General features: G+C 58.8%; 21 protein-coding genes. 11 read left to right on the top strand and 10 right to left on the bottom strand.

The window, feature by feature from the left end; all coding sequences use genetic code 11:
- The first annotated feature begins 79 nt into the window (after positions 1–79).
- On the top strand, positions 80–739 hold the full coding sequence (locus tag K3757_RS14105; protein ID WP_259996395.1) for an ABC transporter ATP-binding protein: 660 nt from the start codon (positions 80–82) through the stop codon (positions 737–739).
- A complete protein-coding gene (locus K3757_RS14100) occupies positions 717–2,438 on the top strand; it encodes a capsule biosynthesis protein (protein WP_259996394.1) in 1,722 nt (573 codons plus the stop codon). The genes K3757_RS14105 and K3757_RS14100 overlap by 23 nt, the downstream gene beginning before the upstream one ends.
- 88 nt (positions 2,439–2,526) lie before the next feature.
- On the opposite strand, the gene mdoH is transcribed toward K3757_RS14100, so the two are convergent.
- The 8 genes from mdoH to K3757_RS14060 form a co-directional block, all read right to left on the bottom strand.
- On the bottom strand, positions 2,527–4,407 hold the full coding sequence (mdoH, locus tag K3757_RS14095; RefSeq protein ID WP_259996393.1) for a glucans biosynthesis glucosyltransferase MdoH: 1,881 nt from the start codon (positions 4,405–4,407) through the stop codon (positions 2,527–2,529).
- Complete coding sequence (locus K3757_RS14090; protein WP_259996392.1) at positions 4,404–5,930, bottom strand: glucan biosynthesis protein; 1,527 nt, start codon at positions 5,928–5,930, stop codon at positions 4,404–4,406. The genes mdoH and K3757_RS14090 overlap by 4 nt, the downstream gene beginning before the upstream one ends.
- Positions 5,930–7,180, bottom strand: a complete 1,251-nt coding sequence (locus K3757_RS14085) for an OpgC family protein (RefSeq protein ID WP_259996391.1) — start codon at positions 7,178–7,180, stop codon at positions 5,930–5,932. Before K3757_RS14085 ends, K3757_RS14090 begins: the two co-directional genes overlap by 1 nt.
- Before the next feature lie 17 nt (positions 7,181–7,197).
- On the bottom strand, positions 7,198–8,550 hold the full coding sequence (locus tag K3757_RS14080) for a tetratricopeptide repeat protein (RefSeq protein ID WP_259996390.1): 1,353 nt from the start codon (positions 8,548–8,550) through the stop codon (positions 7,198–7,200).
- Between the two features lie 209 nt (positions 8,551–8,759).
- Positions 8,760–9,968, bottom strand: a complete 1,209-nt coding sequence (locus K3757_RS14075; protein WP_259996389.1) for a CaiB/BaiF CoA-transferase family protein — start codon at positions 9,966–9,968, stop codon at positions 8,760–8,762.
- Entirely contained in the window at positions 9,952–11,574 is a 1,623-nt protein-coding gene (locus K3757_RS14070; protein WP_259996388.1) for a thiamine pyrophosphate-binding protein, read from the bottom strand. Before K3757_RS14070 ends, K3757_RS14075 begins: the two co-directional genes overlap by 17 nt.
- A 155-nt stretch (positions 11,575–11,729) precedes the next feature.
- Positions 11,730–12,329 carry a GcrA family cell cycle regulator gene (locus K3757_RS14065; protein WP_259996387.1) on the bottom strand — a complete coding sequence of 200 codons (600 nt, stop codon included), beginning with the start codon at positions 12,327–12,329 and terminating at the stop codon, positions 11,730–11,732.
- 93 nt (positions 12,330–12,422) lie between these two features.
- A complete protein-coding gene (locus tag K3757_RS14060) occupies positions 12,423–13,331 on the bottom strand; it encodes a DMT family transporter (protein ID WP_259996383.1) in 909 nt (302 codons plus the stop codon).
- A 272-nt stretch (positions 13,332–13,603) separates the two neighbouring features.
- On the opposite strand from K3757_RS14060, the gene K3757_RS14055 reads away from it, so the two are divergent.
- The 4 genes from K3757_RS14055 (at position 13,604) to gndA (ending at position 18,262) form a co-directional block, all read left to right on the top strand.
- Positions 13,604–14,779, top strand: coding sequence for an aspartate aminotransferase family protein (locus K3757_RS14055; protein WP_259996381.1), 1,176 nt, complete (start codon positions 13,604–13,606; stop codon positions 14,777–14,779).
- Between the two features lie 67 nt (positions 14,780–14,846).
- Complete coding sequence (gene argF / locus K3757_RS14050) at positions 14,847–15,752, top strand: ornithine carbamoyltransferase (RefSeq protein WP_259996380.1); 906 nt, start codon at positions 14,847–14,849, stop codon at positions 15,750–15,752.
- Complete coding sequence (locus K3757_RS14045; protein ID WP_259996378.1) at positions 15,742–16,758, top strand: 2-dehydropantoate 2-reductase; 1,017 nt, start codon at positions 15,742–15,744, stop codon at positions 16,756–16,758. The genes argF and K3757_RS14045 overlap by 11 nt, the downstream gene beginning before the upstream one ends.
- 88 nt (positions 16,759–16,846) lie before the next feature.
- Complete coding sequence (gene gndA / locus K3757_RS14040) at positions 16,847–18,262, top strand: NADP-dependent phosphogluconate dehydrogenase (protein ID WP_259996377.1); 1,416 nt, start codon at positions 16,847–16,849, stop codon at positions 18,260–18,262.
- A gap of 1 nt (position 18,263) precedes the next feature.
- Here gndA and hrpB read toward each other — a convergent pair whose 3' ends face one another.
- Positions 18,264–20,687, bottom strand: coding sequence for an ATP-dependent helicase HrpB (gene hrpB, locus K3757_RS14035; RefSeq protein WP_259996376.1), 2,424 nt, complete (start codon positions 20,685–20,687; stop codon positions 18,264–18,266).
- Between the two features lie 93 nt (positions 20,688–20,780).
- On the opposite strand from hrpB, the gene meaB reads away from it, so the two are divergent.
- The 3 genes from meaB to K3757_RS14020 all read left to right on the top strand — a co-directional run bounded on the left by meaB (position 20,781) and on the right by K3757_RS14020 (position 22,780).
- Entirely contained in the window at positions 20,781–21,758 is a 978-nt protein-coding gene (gene meaB, locus K3757_RS14030; RefSeq protein WP_259996375.1) for a methylmalonyl Co-A mutase-associated GTPase MeaB, read from the top strand.
- Between the two features lie 138 nt (positions 21,759–21,896).
- Positions 21,897–22,196 (top strand): 50S ribosomal protein L28, encoded by a 300-nt coding sequence (gene rpmB, locus K3757_RS14025; RefSeq protein ID WP_259996374.1) that lies wholly within the window; start codon positions 21,897–21,899, stop codon positions 22,194–22,196.
- A 113-nt stretch (positions 22,197–22,309) separates the two neighbouring features.
- Complete coding sequence (locus K3757_RS14020) at positions 22,310–22,780, top strand: copper chaperone PCu(A)C (protein ID WP_259996373.1); 471 nt, start codon at positions 22,310–22,312, stop codon at positions 22,778–22,780.
- Between the two features lie 4 nt (positions 22,781–22,784).
- On the opposite strand, the gene K3757_RS14015 is transcribed toward K3757_RS14020, so the two are convergent.
- Positions 22,785–23,480 (bottom strand): NAD-dependent deacylase, encoded by a 696-nt coding sequence (locus tag K3757_RS14015; protein WP_259996372.1) that lies wholly within the window; start codon positions 23,478–23,480, stop codon positions 22,785–22,787.
- A 152-nt stretch (positions 23,481–23,632) separates the two neighbouring features.
- Between K3757_RS14015 and K3757_RS14010 the strand changes: the two genes are divergently transcribed.
- On the top strand, positions 23,633–24,520 hold the full coding sequence (locus K3757_RS14010) for a carbon-nitrogen hydrolase family protein (RefSeq protein ID WP_259996371.1): 888 nt from the start codon (positions 23,633–23,635) through the stop codon (positions 24,518–24,520).
- A 67-nt stretch (positions 24,521–24,587) separates the two neighbouring features.
- Positions 24,588–24,806: a translation initiation factor IF-1 gene (gene infA / locus K3757_RS14005; RefSeq protein ID WP_005978431.1), complete on the top strand. Its 219-nt coding sequence runs from the start codon at positions 24,588–24,590 to the stop codon at positions 24,804–24,806.
- The last annotated feature ends 40 nt before the right edge of the window (positions 24,807–24,846 follow it).

Genomic DNA, 24,846 nt, shown 5'->3' with positions numbered 1-24,846 from the left:
TCCGAAGATAGATAAAGCGAGATCCTCCGCAGAAGAGGACCCCGACCCACACCGCAAGTCGAACCGGAGCAGGCGCGCAATGCTGGAATTTCGTAACGTTTCCAAGTCCTTTTGGACTGGTACGCAACACAAGGTCATTCTTGACCAAGTGTCTTTTCGCGTGGAATTGGGCAATTCGATGGGTATCCTCGCGCCGAACGGAACCGGTAAGACCACGCTGATCAACATGATGGCAGGACTTGAAAAGCCCGATGAGGGTGAGATCGTGCGCGCGTGTAACATCTCTTTTCCTCTTGGTTTCATGGGGGGGGTGGTCGGCAAGGTTTCGGCGATGGAAAATGCGCGTTATATCGCGCGGTTGTATGGGCTCGACCCCGACTATGTGGAAAGCTTCTGCCGCTGGCTGTGTGGTCTTGGCGAATATTTCGATCAACCCCTCGGCACTTATTCAGCCGGTATGCGCGCAAGGTTTTCATTTGCGCTTATGTTGGCGCTGGATTTCGATATGTACCTGATCGATGAGGGCATGCCGTCCACGACGGATGTCGAATTCAATCGGAAAGCAGGCGAAATCCTGCAAGAACGCCTGCGGACGACCACGATCGTGATTGTGTCGCACCAGGCGGAAACGCTAGAAAAATTCGCGCGTACTGCCGCGGTTCTGATGAACGGGCAGCTGAACGTATTTGACAGCTTGGAAGAAGCGAAGATGTTGTATGACTACCAAACCCAAAGCTAGAAAATTCCGGATCAAGCGTAGTCCGAGCGCGGCAACAGAGGGCGCAACGCCCCAGCCGGAAGCGCCCAAGGCTGCCGCGCCTATTGCCATGCCAGAGCCTGCGCGCCCGTCCGCGCGTCCGCAAACAACTGGTGCGGCAAAACCCGCACCGCAGGCCGAGGCGCCCCAGCCGACGGCCCAGGAGGGCGAAGTGTCATCGGCACAGGAGGTGGACGGCGAGCAGGATATGGACGCGATCCGCCGCGAAGGCCTGACAGGCCGTCAACTGCGCATGGCACGGCGCGTAGCGCAGAAACATGGTTTGCCGGCCACGTCAGATTTTGATGCGGTGCGCCTGCTGCGCGCCAAGGGGATTGACCCGTTCCAACGCTCCAACATGATAGAATTGGTGGTGCCGCAAGCGGGGGGCGCACAGCATGAAGGTGGGCCCGGCAATGCGCTGGCTGAATTGCCTGCCCAACAGGGGGGCGCTGGCGCTGGTCGGGTGCAATTGCCGCAGACTATTCCGGTAGGGAAGGGAACGCTGCCCTCCACCGAGGTGAGCCCGATGGAACGCCGGATGCGCGAGATTTCAGACATCCAGCAAGATATCACGCGCCGCCGCCGCAAAAAGATGGGGCTGCTTATCGTCCGGTTGGCGTTCTTCGTCCTGATCCCGACGTTCTTTGCCGGATACTATTTCTATAAGGTAGCGACCCCGATGTACGCCACCGATAGCCAGTTCCTGATTATCCAGAACGAAGGCGGTGGCGGTCCCAGCCCGTTCGGTGGCCTCTTGCCCACGCAATTCGCCAACTCGGCTGACAGTATTGCAACGCAGGCCTATCTACAGTCCAAGGATGCGATGTTGCGACTGGACGAAGATGCGGGTTTCAAACGCCACTTTACGGATGAAAACATTGATCCGATCCAGCGCCTGAACGAAAATCCGACCAACGAAGAAGCCTACAAGCTGTACAAAAAGAACATCAAAATCGGCTATGATCCTACCGAAGGTGTGATCCGCATGGAGGTCATCGCCGCAGATCCACAGGTTGCCACGAACTTTTCACAGCGGCTGCTGCAATATGCAGAAGACCGCGTGAATAGCCTCAGCCAGAACAAGCGTGAAGACGGGATGCGCGACGCCCAGATTGGCTTTGACAAAGCGACAGCTGCGCGGCGCGATGCCCAGCAGCGGCTGATCGAATTGCAGGTCGAAAACGGTGTGGACCCGGAGGCGGTGATTGCAGCTGTCCGGACGCAGATCACCAACTATGAAACGCTGTTGATCGAGAAACAGCTGGAGCTTGCTGCCTTGCTGGACAACGCGCGGCCCAACAGTGCCAAGGTCGAAGGGGCACAGGGTGACGTGCGCCGTCTGGAGGCCGCGTTGGCGCAACTGAATGACCGGATGAATAATGCAACAGCCGGTCAGAATTCATTAGCCAAGCAGGCCGTGACCTTGCAGCTGGCGCAGGCTGATCTGGTGAATGCGGACACGAACCTGCAACTGGCCCAGACCGGGCTTGAACAGGCGCGCACAGAAGCAGGGCGTCAGGTGCGATACCTGACTGTTGCCGTGCGCCCTGTGCCAAGTGAGGAGCCCAGCTATCCGCGCAAGTTCGAGAACACCATTCTGGCGTTTCTGATCTTTGCAGGTATCTATCTGATGTTCTCGCTTACTGCGTCCATCTTGCGAGAGCAGGTAACCTCGTAACCACATTGTAATAGCCGTGATATAGAAACGCCCGCAGGATTACTCCTGCGGGCGTTTTTGTGTTTGTGATGTTTCGAAGGGCTGAAACCTATTCAGCAGGAGCTTTCGGCGTAGCAAGTGCAACCGATAGGCGCTCCCGTTCCCGCATTGCTTGGCGAACAATAGCAGGCTCACGCAAGGTGTAGGGGCTGTCCAACCGGAATGTTGCTGGTGCACGGTTTGAAATTTGCACGCCTGACAGCGCCGACAACGGCACAGCCAGCACAAGGCTGGCAATAATTGGCACCAACCAAAGCGAAATCAGGCCAGCCATCAGACCGCTGAGCAGCAAAAGCCCAAGGATCATTTCAAGCCAGTGGAATTTCAGCAATGTGCCCCAACTATGCTGTCGCGCGTCGCGTGATTGCGGCGCCCATGCTTCGCTACCAGTGGTGTATGCGCGCACGACGGCCTTGGTCTGCTGGATCATCATGATGGGTGCGTAGGCGATGGAAAGCGCGACTTCGACAAGGAAACTGCCCAGAAACGGACCCACGCCGCCAAACACCCGTGCGGCGCGGGGGGTGGCTGCGATGATGCCTGCACCCGCGATCTTCGGCGTCAGCAGCATGGCGTACATGATCACCAGAAACACCGCACTGTCGATATGGCTCATGGCAGGGGGCCAGTCCGGGAACAGCGGGTTTGCTTCGTTGAAATACCGGATCACATTGGTCTCGCTGTCTTTGCCCAACAGCGCCCAGATCACCAGCAGGAAGAACCAAGCGGGGCTTAGCAGATAGGCCACGGCACCGTGGAAAAGGTGAAACCGCGATACAGGGTGTAAACCCTTGGTCCCGAGCAGTCGCAGGTGTTGGAGGTTCCCGCGGCACCAGCGACGATCGCGGATCACATAATCGATGAGCGTTGCGGGTGTTTCCTCAAAGCTACCTGTCACACGTGGCAAAAAGCGTACGCCCCAACCGGCACGGCGTAACAGACCAGCTTCAACAAAATCATGGCTCAGGATCAGTTCGTCACGTCCACCCCGACCGCGCAGGTGCGGAAGCATCGCGCTGGAGGCAAAGGCACGTGTGCGAATGATCGCGTTATGCCCCCAGTAATTTCCTTCGGAACGTGCCCATGTGGCCAAACCTTCGGCCAGCAACCAGCCATAGGCAATATTGGAGAACTGCTGAAGCCGCGCAAATACAGTCTGTGCACCGATCAGCATGGGGAAGGTCTGGATCAAACCCGCGTCTGGATCGCTGGACAGTTCGGAGGCCAGACGATCAATTGCGCGGCCGCTCATCAGGCTGTCGGCGTCAAGTACCACCATACCTTCGTATGCCGCACCCCATCCGCGCGTCCATTCTGCAAGGTTGCCAACCTTCTTGTCTGTGTTGGTGCTGCGTCGGCGGTAATGCACGTCAAAGCCTTTTGGCGCACGCGCCGCAAGGTCTTCAAACGCCTGCCACTCGATCCCTGCAATGGTATCGTCGCGCGTATCGGATAGAACGAATAGCGTATAGCGATGGGGGCCAGCGCGGTTTGCCAAATCTTGCAGCATGGCAGCAGCATTGCCAAAAACGTTCTGCGGAACCTCGTTATAGACGGGGACCAGCAGCGCGACATCTATGCCCTGCACCGCGCGTGTGGGGCGTGCATCTGCCTGATCACGGGCCAGCAGGCCGGCAATGGCGACCCCGACCGTGCTGACCGAAAGTGCCACCCAAATGAAGGTCGCACCGATCATGCTGAGCAGGGCCCATTCCATCCCGCTCATCCCGCCCTGAGCCAGCCAACCGTAAAGACCATACACCAGAAGCGCGGTACCGATGACCGCTGGCACAAAGGTTGCCGCCCGCCATCCGGTCGCAGGGACAGGCGGAATATGCGCCGCGCGTTGTGGGCGCTGGCCAAGCAATTGTTCCTGTGCGTCCAGCGGAGCAGCTGGCGGCATGGAAGAGGGGAAATTGCAATCACTCATCCTGTTTTCGTCCAACGATATAGCCATATTTCACTTAAAGCGGTGCCACCGGCGTGAAGTTGCACCCTGAATTCGGATACGTCTGCACCTTCTGGTTGAAAGGTGAACGCAAGTCGGGGCCCGTTGGTTTCAGGGTTTCGCTGCAAGATGCCGGGCGTCGTGGTGCCCGCACTGGTGCGCAGGGTAACGTCGACCGTGCTTAGGTCTTCCGGTACTGAATCAGCGTTTTCGAAATCGATCACCATAACCTGCCCGCCTTCGGGTCTGCCGCCCATGGCAGAGCCAAGAACGCGCAGCAGCTCTGGCGTTTGGGGGGCAGGGTTGGCGCCCCATTGCAAACGGTAGCGCAACGGGTGTTCCGCTCCGGCGGGGATCGGTTCATCGGGGCGCCAGTAGGCGACTACGTTGTCATAGATTTCCAGGTCAGCGGGAATTTCGACCAGCGTCACCGCACCTTGGCCCCAATCACCGCGTGGGGTGATCCAAACGGATGGGCGCTGGTGATAGAGCGCTTCAAGATCGTTGAAATCGCTGAAGGCACGTTTGCGCTGCATCAGGCCAAAGCCTTTGGGATTATTATCATAGAAAGAGCTGATTTGCAGGCTGGTGGGATTTGCCAGTTGTCGCCAGATCACCTCGGTGGCGCCATTGTGTATCAACAACCCGTCGCTATCATGCACGTTGGGCCGGAAATCCGAGAACCGCGCACGGTTGGTGCTGTCGAACAGGAACATGGAGGTCAGCGGTGCGATCCCCACGTGCGACATCTCGGTGCGGGCGAAAAGCGTGGCTTCTACTTCCATATCCAGAACTTCGCCATGCGTGATCTCGAAGCGGAACGCGCCTGTACAACTCGGGCTATCCATCAGTGCATGCACGGTGATGGACTTATCCGCAGGGGCAGGCGTCTCTACCCAAAAGGCGGTGAAATCGGGAAACTCTTCGCCCATCGGGTCGCCGGTCTTTAGCGCAAGACCACGCGCCGACAGACCGTATGTTTCACCCGTACCAATGCCGCGAAAATAGCTGGCACCCTGAAAAACCGCATATTCTGTGTACTTGCCACTGCCCAACAGATCAGCCCGCAGGCGTAGTCCGGCGTAGCCCATATGCTCGTTCAGCGGTAGTTCAGGGAACTGGTCGGATTTGTCGAACACATCCAGATCAAACAGCAGCGGGCTTGCGGTGCTGTCCTCGATGATATTCACCTCGACAGCCCGTGGGAAATAAAGACCGGGTGGGAAAACATCCAGCCGGTGTGGCCGCTTGGTGTTCTCCCACAGGGCGTTGCGCGTATCGAACCAGATCTTGCGATACTGGTCATAGCTAAGGTTCTGCCATTCTGCGGGAATGGTCGGGCGCGGTTGGTAGTCGTTCCCGGCCAGTTCGCGCGCGCGATTGGGCACTGTCTGGTTGTTGAACGGCGTTCCGGCGCCGGTTTGCAACGGTGCATCCTCCGCCAGTGCTGCCGAAGGGATCGCGGCCAAAGCGGCCAGTGTTTGCAAGACTTCGCGACGCAGCATCAGTTTGCCCTCTTCCATGGATTAGATTTGAACCATCCCGCGCCGTAGGCTGTGGCGACCAGAATGATGGCACCAGCCAAGTTAACCAGCAATGTTGTGGTTGTGGTGCGGCCGGTAAGGTCCATCACAAAGCCCATCACCTGCGCGAGAAACATCGAGGTGACAAAGACGGCCAGTGATTGCTGACCGACCTTCAGGATAACTTTGAGCAGTTGGTCCCAGATTTGCGCGGCGATCCCGCTGCCCTTTGCAAGCAGGTTGTCGCCTTTGTCACCTGCAAAGACCCACGCGAGGTAGGCGAGTGACAGGAAATGCACAAAGCGCAGGATGCCGAAGTCGGTTTTGTCGATGAGCGCGCTTATTGACAGGCGGAAATCAATCACGGGATTGCCGACCGCAGTCTCAAAGAACCAGTCCTGCGCCACAGCGCGCACGCCGATATTGCTGACCGGAATGATTGCAATGACAATGACTGCCGCGATGGCGACCAGAACGGGATGAACAGGCGGCTTTGGTATCCAGCCCCGCATCAGCGCAAAGCCGGTAAAGAAAATCAATTGCCACGCAAACGGGTTAAAGAACCAGTTACGTTCTGACCATGGTTCTGCGGGAAAGGCGATGTGCGCAGGCCCCCACAGGGAATCCTGTGCGGCGAGCCATATGATGATCATAAAGGCAAAGACCAGCCCAGTGTGCACCCGCTGCAACGCGATGACGATCGGCATCATTGCAAGAACAACCATATACATAGGAAGAATGTCGAAATAATTCGGCACGTAAGAAAGTGTCACAAGGCCTACAAGAGGCACGGCAGGCTCTTCAAAGAACTTCCACAGGTTCAATGAGCCGATGTAGTTTTTGTCATATCCACCGTAGAAATCTATGCCCGCCATCAGTGCGGCAATAGCAATGAACAACCCGATGTGTGCCCAGTATACTTGCCAGATGCGAAAGGCCACGCGGGCGGTGCCCAATCCCCAGCCTGCGCGCTGGAACGCGCCGCCAAAAGCGATCGCAGAGGCCATGCCGGAGCAGAATACAAACATCTCTGTCGCGTCCGAAAACCCCCAGCGCGCAGGAATCCACAGCGTGAGAAAATTACCCGGTGTGTGGGCCACCAGGATGATGAACATCGCAATGCCGCGAAAGAAGTCTAGGCGCAGATCGCGCACGCGCGGTTGCGCTGCGGCCACAGCAGAAGAGCCGGCGCTAGTTTGGTAATCAGGAACAGCAGTAGAGACGAGCGTCATATGGGCAAGGCATCCGGTTATTGCGCGGCGATGCCGCGGGCAGTGTTGAGTTTGTAAAAGCGGGTTGCGGCGAAACGGTCGATGGTACCTCCGCGCTGGGCGAGCCTGTCACGCAGGATCGCGGCGGTAGCATCATAGCGGCCTGCGCGCAGGCCTGAGTCGATAATTATGCGCTCGAATACATCACGTTGTGCGCGGCTACCACCAATTGTTGACATCAAAGGGCGCGCCGCAGCAAGATTCAGAAATGCAGCATCATACCGTCCTTCGGAAAAGGCATTTAGCCCTGCAAGGGCAGCCATTCCAGGGGCGTCGACACGGACAGCCATCTCACCAGATTTGGCGGCATCGCGGGCAAAACGGGCTTTCATCTTTTCGCGCGCATCACCACGTTCTGCTCCGACAAGCGCAAGAAGATAATGCAGATCGGCAAACACCAGACAACCGTCTTCAACCCGCGCTTCCGAGAAGTCAGCCAGCTCTTCCCATCGCAGCCCGACGTCCATTCCCTCCAATTCCAATCGCATCAAAAGCGATGTGGCATTAGAAATATCGCGGTAATCGTCGGTTTTGTCGGCACGTATCTGGGCATCATAAAGACCCAAAGCTATGTCCAGCTCACCACGTTCCATGTGCAGCAGCGCCTTGTGCCACCAGACGTGGTAGCGGAAGTTGTTCGATCCCTGCCACGCGGCAGTGTTCTGGTCGATCAGGGCGATGCCATTGTCGGGCTGAGCAGTCATGTCATAGACGTGAGCTACTGCATGCAGGCCCCATGCATCATCCGCGGCAAGCGTTAAACCTTCGCGACCCGCCTTTTCTGCCAGCGTATATTCGCCGGTTTCTTCCAGCGTGAAGGCGTGGCAACCCAGCAGATATCCGCGACACGCGTGATCCGTGCCATGGGCAGGCAAAACCCGCTCCACCGAAGCACGCATGCCTTGGCTATCGCCAAGCATAAACCGGATGCCATGGCTCAGTTTGGCTGAAACTGTATCGTGGGGTAGGGCGCGTAAAATCTGTTCGATCACTTCGACTGCGGCTGTGGGGGCACCGTCCAGCCAATGCGCCAGCGCGGTGATCCAACCCTGCTCGCGTGTGGTGATCCGGTTTGCGGATGCGCTGCGACGTGCTTCTTGCAGCGCGGTTCTGGCCGCTGGAATGACTTCCGCACGACCCGTCATCAGGCAAAACAAACCGCGCGCTGCATAACCCATGGCAAAGTCGGGCTCGGCTTCCATCAAGCGCCCCAGATGGTTTGGCGTCTCTCGACCGTGCGACAGAACACCCAAGACAACGCCGTTCCAGTCCTCCAGCGCGCTGGAAGAAGACAGAGTGACGGGGCAATGGCAGATATCGGTCTGGGTCACGTAAACAACACCTTCAAGTCAAATGTAGCGCGCAATAATCGCGCGGCCTTTTCAAACTCTACCTGTGTATCGGGGCTCAAGTCAGCTTTGGGGGCGATCTCACACGTCAAAGTGAACCTGTCCACATGTTTCGTGAGCAAGCTGTGATCAGGCTGTAATAGTGCCGAAATTTGAGCGTGGTTCTGCCATAAGGTCAGGGTTTAAGCGCACTATCGCTCAGAGACACCGCCGAGCCATGTTTCAAAAACCTCGTCCGTATCCTGCCCGAAACGGGGTGGGGGCCGGTTATATTTGACCGGTGTTGCCGAAAATTTCAGCGGATTTCCCAACAGGTGCAGATGGCCGCCTTCGATGCCGGATGCCGCCACTTTCTGGACAGCGCCGCGCGCAATCGCCTGATCAGAGGTCAGCGCCTCTTTGATCGTGTTGATCGGTCCGGCTGGCACTTTGACTGCGCGCAGGGCGTCGAGGATAGCGGCTTTGGTCCACTGCTTCAGCGGCGGCTTGATATGCTCCATCAAGGCCAAGCGGTTTTTGATACGTGCAAGATTGGTGCGGTAATCCGGATCAGCGGCCAGATGGGACAGATCCAGCACATCGCAGAACCGCGCAAACTGTGCATCATTGCCAACAGCCAACAGAAAGTGACCGTCCGCGACCTCAAAAGAGTCATAGGGCACGATGTTAGGGTGCGCATTGCCGCGCCGTTCGGGCAGAGTGCCGGACGTGAGATAGTTGAGACCTTCGTTGACCAGCCACGCCATCTGCGTGTCGATCAGAGCGACTTCGACGTGTTGGCCTATGCCGGTTTTATCACGGTGGCGCAGCGCAGAAAGGATGCCAATGGTCGCGTACATACCGCACATAACATCCGCGATACCAACGCCCACTTTTGTCGGGGCACCGTCCGGTTCGCCTGTGATGGACATGATACCACCAAAACCTTGGGCCATCAGGTCATAGCCTGGCTTGTCGTGGTTTGGACCGGTCTGGCCGAAACCCGAAATCGAACAATAGACCAGACCGGGGTGGGCGGCGCGCAAGGTTGCATGGTCCAGCCCGTATTTTACCAGCCCGCCGGGTTTGAAGTTCTCCACGACGATATCGGCGCGCGCGGCAAGGCGGCGAATGATGTCCTGCCCCTCCGGTGTGGCGATATCCACCGAGACCGAGCGTTTGTTGCGGTTAGAAGACATGAAGTAGGCCGACAGGTCAGACGCGCTGCCGTCTTCATTGCGTGCGTAATGTGGACCCCACCCACGGGTATCATCCCCGCCAGTTTTCGGGTTCTCCACTTTAATAACGGTCGCGCCCAGATCGCCCAGCATCTGCGTGGCCGTTGGCCCCGCAAGAATGCGCGTCAGGTCGAGAACAAAAACACCGTCCAGTGCGCCGCTGGTGTCAGATGCGTCCGTCATATGCGCCCCGTTCGATAATGCAGGCAATAACACTAAACGTGCCAGCGTTCTGCGCAGCATTCAGTGCTGCCTCAAGCTCGGCGCGGTTGCGTGCTGTATGTCCCGCACCGCCAAAGGCGCGGCCCATGGCGGCAAAGTCGTGCTGGCCGAAATCGACCGCCGCATTGCGCAGCTGGCGTTGACGTTGTTTGATCTCGATCAGCGCAAGCGAGGCATCGACGAAAACCACAAAGATGGGTTTGATACCCAGCTCCTTCGCCGTGGCAAGCTCCCCCGCTATCATCAGGAAGCCGGCATCTCCTGAAAAGGAAACAACCGTGCGGTCCGGTGCGCAAAGGGCTGTTCCCATTGCCAAAGGCACAGCGCAGCCCATGGTACACAGAGCCGAGGATTGCAGCAGACCGCGTGGTGTCGGACATGTCCACATTTGTGACAGCAAGATGCGGTGTGCGCCGCTGTCGGCTGTAGCGACTGTGTCGCCCGGTAGGGTATTGCGGCAGGTATCAATGATTGCAGCTGGTCCCCAGTCATCGCCCGTGGGAAACGCTGCGGCCAATGCCGTTTTCACCGCCGCAATCTCTGCGTCGGGCCACGTGCGGGCGGGTTCGATACCCGCGCCTATGGCTTCAAGGCTGGCGCTGCAGTCGGCTATCACAGAAAGGGTAGACTGATGCATGTAGTGGTGGTTCGGCGCAGCGGTGACGTCGATCACCCGCGTGTCGCGTGGATCCCAGATGTCGCGCCAACCGGTGCGCATCTCGATCGGATCATAGCCGATGCAGAGGATAAGGTCTGCTGACTGGATGAAAGGCAGCAAATGTCGGTCAGCCAAAGGTGACAGACCAGCCCCGCCAAGGGATAGCGGGTGGGTTTCGTCCAACAGGCCTTTAGCCTTGTAGGTGGTAATCACTGGGACGCTGAAGCGTTTGGCGAAGTCCGTCAGAGCGGCCCCCGCGCATTGGTTGACCGCATCCACCCCCGCGATAATCACAGGTCGACGTGCTTCTGCCAGCCATGTGCGCGCCTGTTCCAGATAGGTGCCTGCCGGTGCTGTCGGCGCTGCATTGCTTCGCTGGGCGGGTGGCGTTGCCGCAATCTGTGCGTCGGCTTCAGAGATCGGCACATCAATGTGCACAGGTCCGGGCCGTCCTTCCAGTGCGATGCCTACAGCCTTATCTGAGATGATATGCGCGGCACCAGCATCAAGCCGGAATGTCGCCTTGGTGATCGGACGCAGGACTGATTGTTGGTCCAGCACTTGGTGAGTATATGTCTCGGCCTCTGCTGCATCTACACAACCCGAAAGGACGATCAAAGGCACGCGGTCCTGATGGGCATTGGCAATCGCGTTGACGCCGTTCAGAATGCCCGGCCCGATCGTCGCAACCATGATGCCCGGCGCCCCGTTCTGGTGCCATGCGGCTTCCGCCATGAAACCTGCAGCATTTTCATGTTTACACAACACAAAGGTGATGCCGGCCGCTTCGAGCGCATCAACAAGCGTGAGAACCTCACCACCCGGCATGCCAAAAGCATAGCGACATCCCGCCGCGTAAAGACGGCGTGCAATTGCATCGGCGGCGCGGATCGTATCGTGAACAGTCATGGGTTACCCTGTCTTGCCTTTGGCTAGGGACAAACCACAGGGACCAAAACCCTGCAAATCAAGACTGCGTGGCTATTGTTACACGGTACAAAAAACACGGGCCGGAATTTCAGTGAAATTCCGGCCCGATGCCTGTTTGGAAATGTTGCCTGAGCTTAGCGGCGGCGGTCGCGGCGTGCGCTCATGGGTTGGAATGCAACGCCGACATGTGCCTCGCAATAGGGTTTTCCCTGCTTGACCGGCAGGCCGCAGAACCAGAAATCTTCTGTTGCAGGGTCGCCGACGGGCCATTTGCATGTCCGCTCGGTTAATTCCATCAGGCTCAACTTTTTGGCCTTCTTTTCGATCTCGTTAACCTTGGCAAGCGCTTCGGGGCTGATTTCGTTGGCGGAAGGCTGTGGTGGCAGGGGTTGGCCTGCGGGGATGATCTGGTTGCGCGCAGGGCGTACCGCATTCGGCGAAATGGCAGGCTCCGTCTTTAGGTCGGGCTTGCTCGAAGCAGGCGCCGGGGCCGGTTCGGGCTCTGCAGCGGCTGCGGGTTTGGCCTTTGGTGCCGCTTTGGGCGCCGGCTTTGCTTTTGGCTCTGCCTTGGCGGCAGTACCTGCTGTGGTGCGGTTTGACAGTCCCAGACGGTGCACTTTGCCAATGACAGCGTTTCGTGTGACGCCGCCCAGCTCTTTTGCGATCTGGCTTGCGGACTGGCCTTCGCCCCACATTTTCTTCAATATTTCAACGCGGTCATCGGTCCAGGACATGGAAGCTTCCCTAGTGTAAAAAGCGGCCCTTATCGGACCGCTTTGGCAAATTCAGTGTCCTATAGTAATGGCTGTGTCGGCAGGTGCAAGGGATCACAGGGAAGAAGGCGCAGGCGGCACCGGCTTTTTCAGGCGCGCCTCGCGCAATGCGAGCCACAGCGCTCCGGTCAAAATGATCGCTGCGCCCAGATATGTGATTGCATCCGGCCGGACACCATAAAAGGCGGCATCATAGGCTGCGGCAAAGACCAGCGTGCCGTAACTGAACGGCGCAACAAAGCTCGCGTCAGCGCGCGCCATGGCATTTACAAAGCAGGTTTGCGCCACGGCCATGCACAATCCGATCCCTGTCAGCACAGCCCACTGCGGACCGGTTGGCATGTGCCATACCGGAAAAACCGCACAGGTAGCGATGCCCAATCCGATCAAATTGTTGACCAGCAAAATCTGGAAGGGGTTTTCACGACCAGCGAGTTTCTTGATGAAAATCAACTCCATACCCATTACTACAGCAGCGCCAAAGGCCAACATCGCGGCAGGTTGAAAGCTTTGTGGCGTTGGACGCAGCAAGACGACGGCGCCAATCAGTGCTAGCCCGGCAGCAGACCAGCGCACGCGCCCGACCTGTTCCCCAAGAAGCGGGATCGCAAGCATCATTGCAAACACCGGATTGAGGAATGATATCGCAGTTGCATCGGCCAACGGAATGAACGCGACAGAGGCGAACATCAGCGTCACGCCGGCCCAGCCGAAACTGGTGCGCGCGAAATGCAGCCGCCAGTTCGGGCGTGACAGACGCGGCCGCAGAACACATGCTGCAAGGCTTAGGCCCATAAAAGCAAATAAAAATCTGCCATGGCTGATCTGTAATGCAGGCAAGGGCGTACCCAACGTACTGGTGCCAAGGCTTTTCGCCATCAGGGTGGTTGCAGCAATAAAGGCTGTCGCGCAGAGAATCAGTGCTGCAGCAACCGCATTGCTTTGTCGGCGGGGTGTGTACATGGCGTTTCTATGGCGCGGATGTCACCATCTCACAAGTGGATTGCACAAACTGTTGCAAAGGTGCGCAAACCCGCTATGCATCGCTTATGAACATGCAAACTGATATCCTGTCCCGACGACGCCGTAGCTGATCTATTGCTTCTTTCCCCGCGCCTTCTGCGGGGTCGTGACTGGATGCGTCGCATGCGCATCTTCCCCAAATTCCCTTGACCCGCCGCACCACCCATGGCCTTTTGTGCTTTTGCGGCTTGCCCCTTGAAAGGATGACCCAGATGATTTCTTCTGTCTTGCCGACGTATTCCCGTGCGCCTCTTAGCTTTGTCAAAGGTGAGGGGGCATGGCTGATCGAGGCAGATGGCCGACGCTTTCTGGACCTTGGGGCCGGTATTGCGGTTAACGCTTTGGGCCATGCCAACCCCGCGCTGGTTGCCGCTTTGACGGAGCAGGCAGGCGCGCTTTGGCATACCTCAAACCTCTATCAGATCCCGCAGCAAACCGCGCTTGCGGATAAACTGGTCGAACATACCTTTGCTGACACGGTGTTCTTTACCAATTCAGGCACCGAAAGTTGTGAGCTGGCTGTAAAGATGGCGCGCAAATATTTCTATGACAAAGGCATGCCAGAGCGCGTCGAGATCATTACCTTCTCGGGCTCTTTCCACGGGCGCTCCTCTGCTGGTATCGCTGCCGCTGGCTCAGAGAAGATGACAAAGGGCTTCGGCCCGCTTCTGCCGGGATTTGTGCATCTGGAATTCGGCGATCATGACGCCCTTACGGCTGCCATCACGGATAAAACCTGTGCGGTTCTGGTCGAGCCTGTGCAAGGCGAGGGCGGCATTCGCCCCTTGCCGGATGCCTGCCTGAAAGGGCTGCGCGATCTGTGTGATGAGCATGGCATTCTGATGATATTGGATGAGGTACAGTGCGGCGTTGGTCGGACGGGCAAGCTGTTTGCCCATGAGTGGGCTGGTGTAACCCCGGATATCATGATGGTCGCCAAGGGCATCGGAGGCGGTTTTCCTCTGGGCGCGGTCCTTGCCACGGAAGATGCCGCAAGTGGTATGACTGCGGGGACCCACGGCTCTACCTATGGCGGAAACCCGTTAGGCTGTGCTGTCGGGTCGGCTGTGATGGATATTGTGGCCGATTCCGCCTTTCTGGCCGAGGTGAACCGCAAGGCAGGTTTGATGCGCCAGAAGCTCGAAGCGCTTGTTGCCGGACACCCGGATGTCTTCGAAGGTGTGCGCGGATCTGGTTTGATGCTGGGGCTGAAGTGCAAGGTTGCTCCGGCGGATGTGGTCAATGCAGGTTATGCCGAGCAGGTCATCACAGTGCCTGCGGCTGATAACGTCGTGCGCCTGCTGCCGCCCCTCAATATTTCTGACGAAGAAATCGCCGAAGCCATCAGCCGGCTTGATCGTGCTGCTGGATCACTTGGCGCGGCCTGATCCAGTTTTCCAATCTCATCGCCGGAGAGACCTCTCCGGCGTCTACCTCTGAAATAAAGACTGACAAATGAAACATTTTCTAGATATCCATACGACGGCGCAAACTGAATTGCGTGGCATCATCGACAATGCAGCCGCGATGAAGCAGTCCCGCATTGGACGCCCGCGCGGCGCGCCGGACGATGACCAGCCGCTCAAGGATCATATGGTCGCGCTGATATTTGAGAAACCCTCGACACGCACACGGGTTTCCTTTGACGTTGGCGTCCGCCAAATGGGCGGGCAAACGATGGTTCTGTCCGGCGCGGACATGCAGCTGGGCCACGGTGAGACGATTGCCGATACGGCCCGCGTTCTGTCGCGCTATGTCGATCTGATCATGATCCGCACATTCGAGGAGCAAACCCTGCACGAGATGGCCGAATACGCCACAGTGCCGGTGATCAACGGCCTGACCAACCGCACCCATCCGTGTCAGATCATGGCAGATATCATGACCTTCGAAGAGCATAACGGACCCATTAAGGGCAAACGCGTGGTCTGGTCCGGCGATGGTAATAACGTCTTTGCCAGCTTTGCCCATGCCGCCAAGCAATTCGATTTCGAACTGATCTTCACCGGCCCTGAAACACTGGAGCCAGAGCGTGCGCTTGAAGGGCTCTACACCTCGGTGCGCGACCCGAATGAGGCCGTCAAAGGGGCTGATCTGGTGGTCACCGATACTTGGGTCTCTATGCATGATCCGCAGTCGGCACGTGAGCGGCGGCACAATCAGTTGCGCGGCTATCAGGTCAATGAGGCGCTGATGGCCAAGGCCAAGCCGGATGCATTGTTCATGCACTGCCTGCCGGCCCACCGCGATGACGAAGCGACAAGCGCTGTTATGGATGGCCCGCATTCGGTTATTTTTGACGAGGCCGAAAATCGCCTGCATGCACAAAAAGCTGTGATGCGGTGGTGCCTTGAAAAGTAAAGCGACTACTGGCCCCCACATTGTGATTGCGGGGGCTGGTGCCATCGGCTGTTATGTCGGTGGCATGTTGGCCCATGCGGGCCATCAGGTCAGCTTTCTGGGCCGTCCACGCGTGCTGGATCAGCTCCGTTTGAATGGTCTGCGACTAAGTGACTATTCGGGCTTGGGCGTGTCACTGTCGCCAGAGGCGCTTGACCTGCACGAAAATCCCGAGATCATCTCACAGGCTGATCTGATCCTTGTTTGCGTCAAATCGGCTGCAACGCCAGAGGTCGCAGGCCAGATTGCAGCACACGCGCCGCCGCATGCGGTGATCGTGAGCCTGCAAAACGGAATGGGCCACGCAGAAACGCTGAGCGCGGCACTTCCATCCCATGATGTTCGTGCGGGCATGGTGCCATTCAACGTAGTCCCCATTGCGTCAGGGCATTATCACCGCGCCACCAGTGGCGATATCGTGATTGCTGCTGGTCCGGGCGCTTTGGATGCAACGATGAGCGTTGAAGGTCTGGTCGTCACCCAAACCCAAGAGATCGAAGCGGTGCAGTGGGGGAAGTTCCTGCTTAACCTCAACAATGCGCCGAACGCGCTGTCGGGACTGAGTCTGCATAGCCAACTACTAAGCCGCCCGTGGCGCCGTTTAATGGCTGACCAGATGGCAGAAGCGCTGCGGGTGCTGTGTGCCCATGACTGTCCCATTCGCCCGACAACGCCGGTGCCTGTGGGGCTGGTGCCGCATGTTCTACGGTTGCCCACACCCCTGTTCAGGCGTGTGGCGGCAAAGATGCTGACAATCGATCCCCAGGCCCGCACCTCGATGGCGCATGATCTTGAGGCGGGGCGGATCACCGAAGTTGATGCGCTTCAGGGCCGTATTATCGAAATGGGGCGTGCAAAATCAGTCCCCACGCCGCTGAACTCATCGATACATGCGGCGGTGAAGGCCGCAGAGCAGGGCGGCAAGACCGGTTTTACGCCCGAGCAACTGCGCAAATTCAAATGCTGACCCTAAAAACACCTTGTGCCTTTGACTTGCACAGCGGGGCCAAAACGACGACCCTTTGAGCAAGTTTTGAATTTTCAGGAGCGTGCCAATGACACAAGCCAAAGCGGATATTGGCGTATACGGCTTGGGGACAATGGGCAGCGCGCTGGCGCTGAACTTTGCAGACAAGGGATTTCGCGTTGCTGTCACCAACCGAGAGACGGATTGGATCGCCCCTTTTGTCGAAGAAGCGGGGCCGCTTTCATCCGCCATTGTGCCCGCGCAAACCCTGCCTGAATTCGTGGCTTCGCTCAAAACTCCCCGAACGATCCTGTTCATGATCCCTTCCGGTGCTCCGATGGATGCGATGATCGAAACTGTGCTGCCGCTACTGGATGAGGGCGATACGATCATTGACGGCGGAAACGCGGATTTCCACGACACCCGCCGCCGGTTCGATCTACTCAGCGGTACTGGAAAGCATTTTGTCGGTATGGGTGTCTCGGGTGGTGAAAAGGGCGCGCGGCACGGTCCCTCGATGATGGTCGGCGGGACGGATCATAGTTGGGCACAGCTTAAACCAATGGCCGAAGCGATTGCCGCGCGATTTGACGGCAACCCGTGTGTGGCGCATCTGGGGTCCGACGGGGCGGGGCATTTTGTCAAAACTGTTCACAACGGCATTGAATACGCGGATATGCAGATGATTGCCGAGGTCTACGGCATTCTGCGTGATGGTGCCGGATGGACCGCGCCGCGCATCGGACAACTGTTTGAAAACTGGCAGGACGGTCCGCTTGCTTCCTATCTGATTGAGGTTACTGCGGCTGCCCTACAGGCGACGGACCCGGAAACAGGCCAGCCCATGGTCGATATGATTAAGGATCGCGCAGGTCAGAAGGGCACCGGACGCTGGACTGTGATTGAGGCGCTGAAGCTGGGGCAATCCGCCAATGCCATCGAAGCAGCCGTAGGCGCACGCGGTTGGTCATCCGAAAAAACGGCACGGCAGGCAGCGCAGCCGCTGCTGACGGCGGGATTGATAGACTCGGATGTGCCCACGGCAGATGATCTTGCAGATGCGTTGCTGGCCGCGCGTATCCTTGCCCATGCGCAGGGCTTTCGCTTGCTGGCGGCCGCGTCCGATGAATTCGACTGGTCCCTTGATTTTACACGTATCTCCGAGATTTGGCGCGCGGGATGCATCATCCGCTCTGCGTTGCTGGACGATTTCGCCCAAGCGTTCCGTGGCGCACTGCCGCATGATCATTTGATCCTTGCACCGGCGATTTCCGCGAAGCTGGCTGATGCTGTTCCTGCATTGCGGCGCACGGTTGCGGCGGGTGCCGCGTTGGGCACGCCGCTTCCGTCGCTGTCGGCTGGGCTGGCTTGGTATGATAGCATGCGTCACGGGCGTGGCACGGCGAACCTTATTCAGGCCCAGCGTGATTTCTTCGGGGCGCACGGGTTTGAACGCACAGACAAGGACGGTAAGTTCAACGCCGTCTGGCCTGACCTGAAATAACCTAGGTGCCGCGCGGTTTGGCGCGCAATGTGGGGTCGGCTGCGCGGGGATCTTCGGGCCATGGGTGGCGCGGATATCGTGCGCGCATGTCTTTGCGCACGTCTGCATATGATCCGTCCCAAAAGCCGGGCAGGTCCATCGTCACCTGAACAGGGCGCTGGGCGGGTGACAGAAGCGTCACCTGAAGCGGTTGCCCCGCAACGCTGGGGTGGCGTGTTACGCCAAACATCTCTTGCAGACGCACAGCGATCTGTGGCGTCTCTCCGTCATAGTCGATGGCAATGCGCCGACCAAGCGGCGTTTCGAAATGGGGCGGTGCCAGACGGTCAAGCTGTTGTTGCTGGTCCCAGTCCAGTCGCGCACGCAGGGCTGGCAGAAGATCAAACCGCTTCCAGTCTGCTGTGCTACGGGTTGCGCCAAGATGGGGTAGCAACCACTCTTCAAGGGTCGCCATAAGGTGCGCTTCGGAGAAGTCGGGGAAATCGGGTTGATCTGCCATCAGCGCGGCGCGGCGCAGGAACCGTGCGGCCGCTGCATCCGGCCGCAGGCCCAGCTGTGCTATTCCTTCAAGCATTGCTTGCGCGATGCTTTCCTGCGGGGCATCCGCCCATGTACGGTCATCCAGAACCAAAGCGCCAAAGCGTTCTTGTCGCCGTGTCTCGACCCGTCCTTCGCGGCGTGACCATGTGCAATGGTCATGCCAGGCAATCTGATCGGCGAAGGCTGCGCGCAGGGCGCTTTCGGATATCGGTGTGCCCTGCCGGATGCGGGCTTCGCGCGGATCACCGTCCAGATCGGTTGCAACAATCAGGCGCTCTCCTGCCAAGGGATCACCGTCAGGGATCACAGCCCCCTTGCCGCCGGACAGCACAAACCGCGCAGCGTCTCCTTTGCGCCGCAGCCCGATCCGGTCAGGATAGGCGAGTGCTGCAAGAGTACCGATGTCTTCCGGTCCGTTTGGAGCAGTGGCTCTGGTAAGGCGCTTTGCTTCTTGGCGGATGCGGGCAAGAGAAGCGTGATGGAGCTCTCCGGGGGTATGCTCACCCGCGACGGCACGCATCCGGTGGCTGAGGTCCAGCGGTGCACCACGCAACGGGTCACGCTCTGCCAGAATTGCGGCCAGTGTAGCGGCAGGTCGTCCTCCAAGGGCCACCATATGCGCAAGGCGCGGATGCAGGGGCAGTTTCGCAAGGCTGCGACCATGGCGCGTGATCAGTCCATTTGCATCAAGCGCGCCCAGCATGTGAAGCAAAGCTTTGGCTTCTTGCAGCCGCCCTGCGTGGGGTGGTGTGACGAAGGCCAGATCATCAGCTTGCGCGCCCCAAAGCGCGAGTTCCAATGCAAACGAACTCAGATCACCGCTTTCGATTTCGGCGGGCGGGTAAGCGGCCAATGCGCCGTCTTCGCCTCGGGTCCATAGCTTGAAGGCTTCACCAGCGCTCATCCGGCCCGCGCGGCCTGCGCGCTGGGTTGCCTCGGCCTGCGTGATGCGCGTAGTGACGAGCCGCGACATCCCCGAGGACGGGTCAAATTCGGCCCGCCGTGCGCGCCCACCGTCCACCACGATGCGAATGCCTTCGATGGTCAGCGACGTTTCAGCGATAGATGTGGCAAGGACGATTTTGCGCCCAGACGGGGCCGGATTGATGGCGGCGCGCTGGGCCTTGAAATCCATCGCACCAAAAAGGGGGGCTATCGTGCAATCCGCAGGCACATGACGTGACAGCAGGCCTTCAACGCGCCTGATCTCGCCTTCGCCGGGTAGAAACACCAGTGCAGAGCCTTCGGCCTGCATCATTGCATGCAAGACCAGATCGGCGACGGCCTGTTCATATCGGACATTTTTGGCCTGCGGCTTATCCAGCCAATGAGGCGTGACAGGAAAACTTCGGCCCTCGGAGGTGACAATCGGCGCCTCCATCAGCGTGGCGACCGGGCCGGCATCCAGTGTGGCCGACATTGCTACAAGCATTAGATCAGCCCGCAGCGCGCCTGCGATCTCAAGGCACAGGGCCAGCCCCAGATCGGCATTAAGCGAACGTTCGTGAAATTCGTCAAAGATCACCGCGCCGATGCCGGACAATTCGGCATTGTCCTGAATCATGCGCGTCAGGATGCCTTCGGTCACGACCTCGATCTGTGTGACCTTAGAGATGGCAGAGGCGCCGCGCACGCGGTAGCCCACTGTCTGACCCACGTCTTCGCCCAAGGTTTGCGCCATCCGTTCGGCTGCTGCACGCGCGGCAAGACGGCGTGGTTCCAACATCAGGATGCGGCCTTTGATCAGGTCTGCCTCAAGCATTGCCAGCGGCACACGGGTGGTTTTACCCGCGCCGGGGGGGGCTTGCAAAACAAGGCGGCCATGGTCGCGCAGAGCGTCCAGAACTGCGGGCATCACGTCATCTATGGGCAGAAGTTTTTGCATGGGCTCCTTATCAGGCTTGGCGCGCGGTGGGGCAAGGCTGGACATTCGCGCAGCATCACGTGAAAAACGCTGGAACAACCGCGGGGACTTCGCATGGACATCACTGATATGGCACGGCGCATTGCTGCGGGCGAACGGCGCGCATTGGCGCGGGCGATCACGCTGGTAGAAAGTGGGCGCAGCGATCACCGTGAACAGGCGACTGCGCTGCTGGCCGCCCTTGGCCAAAATCGCGAGGCGTTGCGCATTGGTCTTTCGGGCACGCCGGGTGTGGGTAAATCGACCTTCATCGAGAGCTTTGGCTTGATGCTCACGGGGCAAGGGCTTCGCGTGGCCGTGCTGGCGGTTGATCCCAGCTCGTCCCGCTCTGGCGGTTCGATCCTTGGTGACAAGACACGGATGGATCTGCTGAGCCGTGATCCCATGGCCTTTATCCGCCCCAGCCCCAGTCAGACACACTTGGGCGGTGTCGCGCGGCGCACGCGCGAGGCGGTTGCCCTGTGTGAGGCGGCAGGCTTTGACGTTGTGTTGATTGAGACCGTTGGCGTTGGCCAGTCAGAGACTGTGGTCGCGCAGATGTCTGACCTGTTTTTGCTGCTGCTTGCGCCAGCAGGGGGCGATGAACTGCAAGGGGTCAAGCGCGGCATCATGGAAATGGCTGACATCATCGTCATCAACAAGGCAGATGGCGATCTAAAGCCCACCGCGATCCGTACCCAAGCGGACTATGCCGGTGCGCTGCGCCTGATGCGCAAGCGCCCGCAAGACCCCGAAGGCTATCCATGCGCCATGACTGTTTCCGCGCTGGAGCAGCGTGGACTGCCCGAGGTGTGGGAGGCGATGCAACGCCTGACAGAATGGCGGCGTGAGAATGGGTTTTGGGAACAAACACGGGCCACACAGGCGCGCTACTGGTTTGAGGATGCGGTCAAAACAGCCCTTCTTGCGCAGCTTGAAACGCCGCACGCCCGCAAGGCTCTCGCTGTGCTCAGCGACGCTGTGGCGGATGGCGCGCAAGAGCCTGCAGCCGCTGCCGCTGCGTTTGTTCGTGAATTGCGCAGTGATGGCTGATAAAGCCACGCCAGCGGGTTGACCTACCGCGCGATTCCCCCTAAAGCCTGCGAACCAATTTAACGGTCGCCGGTGGTGCGGCCTGCTTAGCTGTGGTGCCAAAGTCAGAGCACCGCGTTGAACCAAGAGGATGAACCCATGTCGCGCCGTTGCGAATTGACCGGAAAAGGCCCGATGTCGGGCAACAACGTATCCCACGCCAAGAACCGCACCCGTCGCCGGTTCCTGCCAAACCTGAACGACACCACGCTTCAGTCCGAATCGCTCGGTCGTGGTTTCAAACTGCGTATCTCCGCAGCTGCCCTGCGCAGCGTGGATCACCGCGGCGGTCTGGACAAGTTTCTGGCGAAAGCCAAGGACACTGAACTGTCCGACAACGCGTTGAAGATCAAAAAAGCGATCGCAAAGTCCAGCACAACAGCTGACGCACTTTCCTAAGTCGCGATAACGTCTTTTCGGAAGCGACCCCGTCCTGATTACAGGCCGGGGTCGTTTTCATTTTCGGGCGACGAAACCGTGCAGTCAGATGCGGACCAGCAGGAGGATTTTTCATGAAAAAACCAAAAGCAGCGATGGGAATTGTCGTCGCCTTCGCACTGGCCGCGGTCGTCATGGCAGTGGTTTCGGTAAAGATGTCCCCGCTCGACAAAACTGCGTTCGTGGTGGAGCAGCCCTATTTGCGCAGCAGCCTTCCCACCTCGACCTCTGCGGCGGCATTTCTGGTGCTGCGCAATGAGACAGGCAGTGATGACCGCCTGATCGCTGTGCGGTCGGCCCTGTCAGGTCGCGTAGAGCTTCACAGCCACACACAGGACGCCAATGGCGTGATGCGCATGGGCCCGATTGAGGGGGGTGTACCTCTGGCCAAAGGGTCTTCCCACAGCTTTGTCCGTGGCGGCGATCACCTGATGTTCACAGGGCTGGAAGCCCCGCTGGAGCAAGGGCAGTTGGTGCCTGTCACATTGGTCTTTGAGAAGGCCGGTGAAATAGAGATCACCGTACCAGTGGATCAGGAGCGCTAGCGCCTCAATCCCTTCGTAGAATGCTGTCTACCCAAGCCGGAACAGTCTGGGTCGCAGGGCCCAGCTGCGCCTCATCGAACTGGGCGCCCACGGCTGATCTTTCCAGATTGATCTCAAGCGTTTGTGCGCCTGCACGCGCAGCTTCGGCAACGAAGCCTGCTGCTGGATAGACGTTCCCAGACGTCCCAATGGCCACAAAAATATCCGCGCGGCTGATGGCGTCGAAGATGCGGTCCATCTGATAGGGCATCTCGCCAAACCAGACGATATCGGGGCGCGCCGCCTGAGCGCCGCAGCTTGGGCAGGCTGCCCCCACCTGCATAGTTACGGGGGCGTCCCAGCGGTGTTGACAGACCGCACAGAGTGCTGAATTGAGCGCGCCATGCATGTGGATCAGGTTCTTGCTGCCGCCCCGTTCATGCAGGTCATCGACGTTTTGTGTAACAACAAGCACATCGCCATTGTGCTCTTCCTCCAAACGCGCGAGCGCCTTATGCGCAGCATTTGGTAAGGCTTCGGCAGCAAGCTGGCGGCGCATGTTGTAGAATTCTACAACAAGGGCCGGATCGCGGGCGAATCCTTCGGGCGTGGCCACGTCTTCGACGCGATGCTGCGCCCAAAGGCCGGTTTCTGCGCGAAAAGTCTCGATCCCGCTTTCGGCTGAAATACCCGCGCCTGTCAGGATAACGATCTTGCTCATGCTGTGCTCCGTTTCGTAGGGCCAAAGCCGCGTTTAAGTGGCAGAATATCACTGCATTGCGGGCGGTGCCAGACGATGGCGTTCATTGCCCTTGCCGCGCCTTGGTGGGGCAGGCAGGGTGGCGCCAGATGCCAACGCTCCGGAGTCGCCAGATGAAAATTGCTACCGCCGCCTATCCGCTCGATATTCTGAGTTCCTGGTCGCAATACGAGGAAAAGATCGCCCGCTGGGTGGGGGAGGCCGCAGGCGCCGGGGCGGACTTGCTGGTGTTTCCGGAATATGGCGCGATGGAACTGGCCACGCTCGACGGGATGGAGATTGCCGGTGATCTGGAGCGGTCTCTTTTCTCTGTTTCTGACAAGCTGGCGGCGGCGGATGGGGTGCACGCCAAGTTGGCGGCGGAATATGGCGTACACATCGTTGCAGCCTCTGCGCCTGCAGCGACAGCAACGCGCCCTGTTAACCGCGCGCGGCTGATAACGCCTGACGGGCAGATTGGTGTGCAGGACAAGCAAATCATGACACGATTCGAGCGCGAAGAATGGGGCGTAATCGGTGGCGGCCCGCTGCAAGTCTTTGAGACTGCTCTGGGCCGGATTGGTATCCTGATATGCTATGACAGTGAATTTCCCCTGCTGGGCCGTGCGCTGGAAAGCTGTGACATCATCGCTGTGCCTAGTGTGACCGAGGCATTGGCGGGCTACTGGCGCGTCCGCACCGGTGCGATGGCACGCGCGCTAGAGAATCAGTGCGTTACGGCAATGTCGTCGGTGGTCGGCGATGCGGATTGGTCTGACGCTTTGGGCACTTGCGTGGGCGCCGGCGGCATTTTCTGCCCGCCTGACACGGGTTTTCCGTCCACTGGTGTTTTGGCTGCTGCCGAAATTTGCGTGCCCGGTTGGACCTATGCCGATGTAGACCTGAAAACCATTGCCAATGTGCGCGCTGACGGCGTTGTATTGAACCGCGCGCATTGGGAAGAGCAACTGGGCCGCGACAAGCCTGCGTTAAATGTGCCGCTGAATCGCTTCTCCTCTTGAAAAACTGCGCGGAAGCGCTCATTTAAGCGCGTGTCCCCGAGGTGGGGATGTTTTTACAGGAGAAACCATGGCCAAGGAAGATACGCTCGAATTCCCCGGTGTCGTTAAGGAACTCCTGCCGAATGCGACGTTCCGGGTCGAGCTTGAAAACGGCCATGAGATCATCGCACATACGGCAGGCAAAATGCGCAAGAACCGCATCCGCGTTCTGGCAGGCGATAAGGTGCAGGTCGAAATGACCCCCTATGACCTGACCAAAGGTCGGATTAACTACCGTTTCAAATAACAAATTCCCCCGCCTGCCCGGAAGGCCGGGCGAGGAGCAT

The organism is Sulfitobacter sp. S223 (assembly GCF_025143825.1).
GTDB lineage: Bacteria > Pseudomonadota > Alphaproteobacteria > Rhodobacterales > Rhodobacteraceae > Sulfitobacter.
Note: the sequence above shows the minus strand (reverse complement) of the source record. Positions and strands in the feature narration are given on the sequence as shown.

What these genes read in the sequence shown, in the direction of transcription:
- K3757_RS14105 (WP_259996395.1), top strand. Translation starts at nt 80, where the DNA reads ATGCTGGAATTTCGTAACGTTTCCAAGTCCTTTTGGACTGGTACGCAA.
- K3757_RS14100 (WP_259996394.1), top strand. Translation starts at nt 717, where the DNA reads ATGACTACCAAACCCAAAGCTAGAAAATTCCGGATCAAGCGTAGTCCG.
- mdoH (WP_259996393.1), bottom strand. Translation starts at nt 4,407, where the DNA reads ATGAGTGATTGCAATTTCCCCTCTTCCATGCCGCCAGCTGCTCCGCTG.
- K3757_RS14090 (WP_259996392.1), bottom strand. Translation starts at nt 5,930, where the DNA reads ATGCTGCGTCGCGAAGTCTTGCAAACACTGGCCGCTTTGGCCGCGATC.
- K3757_RS14085 (WP_259996391.1), bottom strand. Translation starts at nt 7,180, where the DNA reads ATGACGCTCGTCTCTACTGCTGTTCCTGATTACCAAACTAGCGCCGGC.
- K3757_RS14075 (WP_259996389.1), bottom strand. Translation starts at nt 9,968, where the DNA reads ATGACGGACGCATCTGACACCAGCGGCGCACTGGACGGTGTTTTTGTT.
- K3757_RS14070 (WP_259996388.1), bottom strand. Translation starts at nt 11,574, where the DNA reads ATGACTGTTCACGATACGATCCGCGCCGCCGATGCAATTGCACGCCGT.
- K3757_RS14065 (WP_259996387.1), bottom strand. Translation starts at nt 12,329, where the DNA reads ATGTCCTGGACCGATGACCGCGTTGAAATATTGAAGAAAATGTGGGGC.
- K3757_RS14060 (WP_259996383.1), bottom strand. Translation starts at nt 13,331, where the DNA reads ATGTACACACCCCGCCGACAAAGCAATGCGGTTGCTGCAGCACTGATT.
- K3757_RS14055 (WP_259996381.1), top strand. Translation starts at nt 13,604, where the DNA reads ATGATTTCTTCTGTCTTGCCGACGTATTCCCGTGCGCCTCTTAGCTTT.
- argF (WP_259996380.1), top strand. Translation starts at nt 14,847, where the DNA reads ATGAAACATTTTCTAGATATCCATACGACGGCGCAAACTGAATTGCGT.
- gndA (WP_259996377.1), top strand. Translation starts at nt 16,847, where the DNA reads ATGACACAAGCCAAAGCGGATATTGGCGTATACGGCTTGGGGACAATG.
- hrpB (WP_259996376.1), bottom strand. Translation starts at nt 20,687, where the DNA reads ATGCAAAAACTTCTGCCCATAGATGACGTGATGCCCGCAGTTCTGGAC.
- meaB (WP_259996375.1), top strand. Translation starts at nt 20,781, where the DNA reads ATGGACATCACTGATATGGCACGGCGCATTGCTGCGGGCGAACGGCGC.
- rpmB (WP_259996374.1), top strand. Translation starts at nt 21,897, where the DNA reads ATGTCGCGCCGTTGCGAATTGACCGGAAAAGGCCCGATGTCGGGCAAC.
- K3757_RS14020 (WP_259996373.1), top strand. Translation starts at nt 22,310, where the DNA reads ATGAAAAAACCAAAAGCAGCGATGGGAATTGTCGTCGCCTTCGCACTG.
- K3757_RS14015 (WP_259996372.1), bottom strand. Translation starts at nt 23,480, where the DNA reads ATGAGCAAGATCGTTATCCTGACAGGCGCGGGTATTTCAGCCGAAAGC.
- K3757_RS14010 (WP_259996371.1), top strand. Translation starts at nt 23,633, where the DNA reads ATGAAAATTGCTACCGCCGCCTATCCGCTCGATATTCTGAGTTCCTGG.
- infA (WP_005978431.1), top strand. Translation starts at nt 24,588, where the DNA reads ATGGCCAAGGAAGATACGCTCGAATTCCCCGGTGTCGTTAAGGAACTC.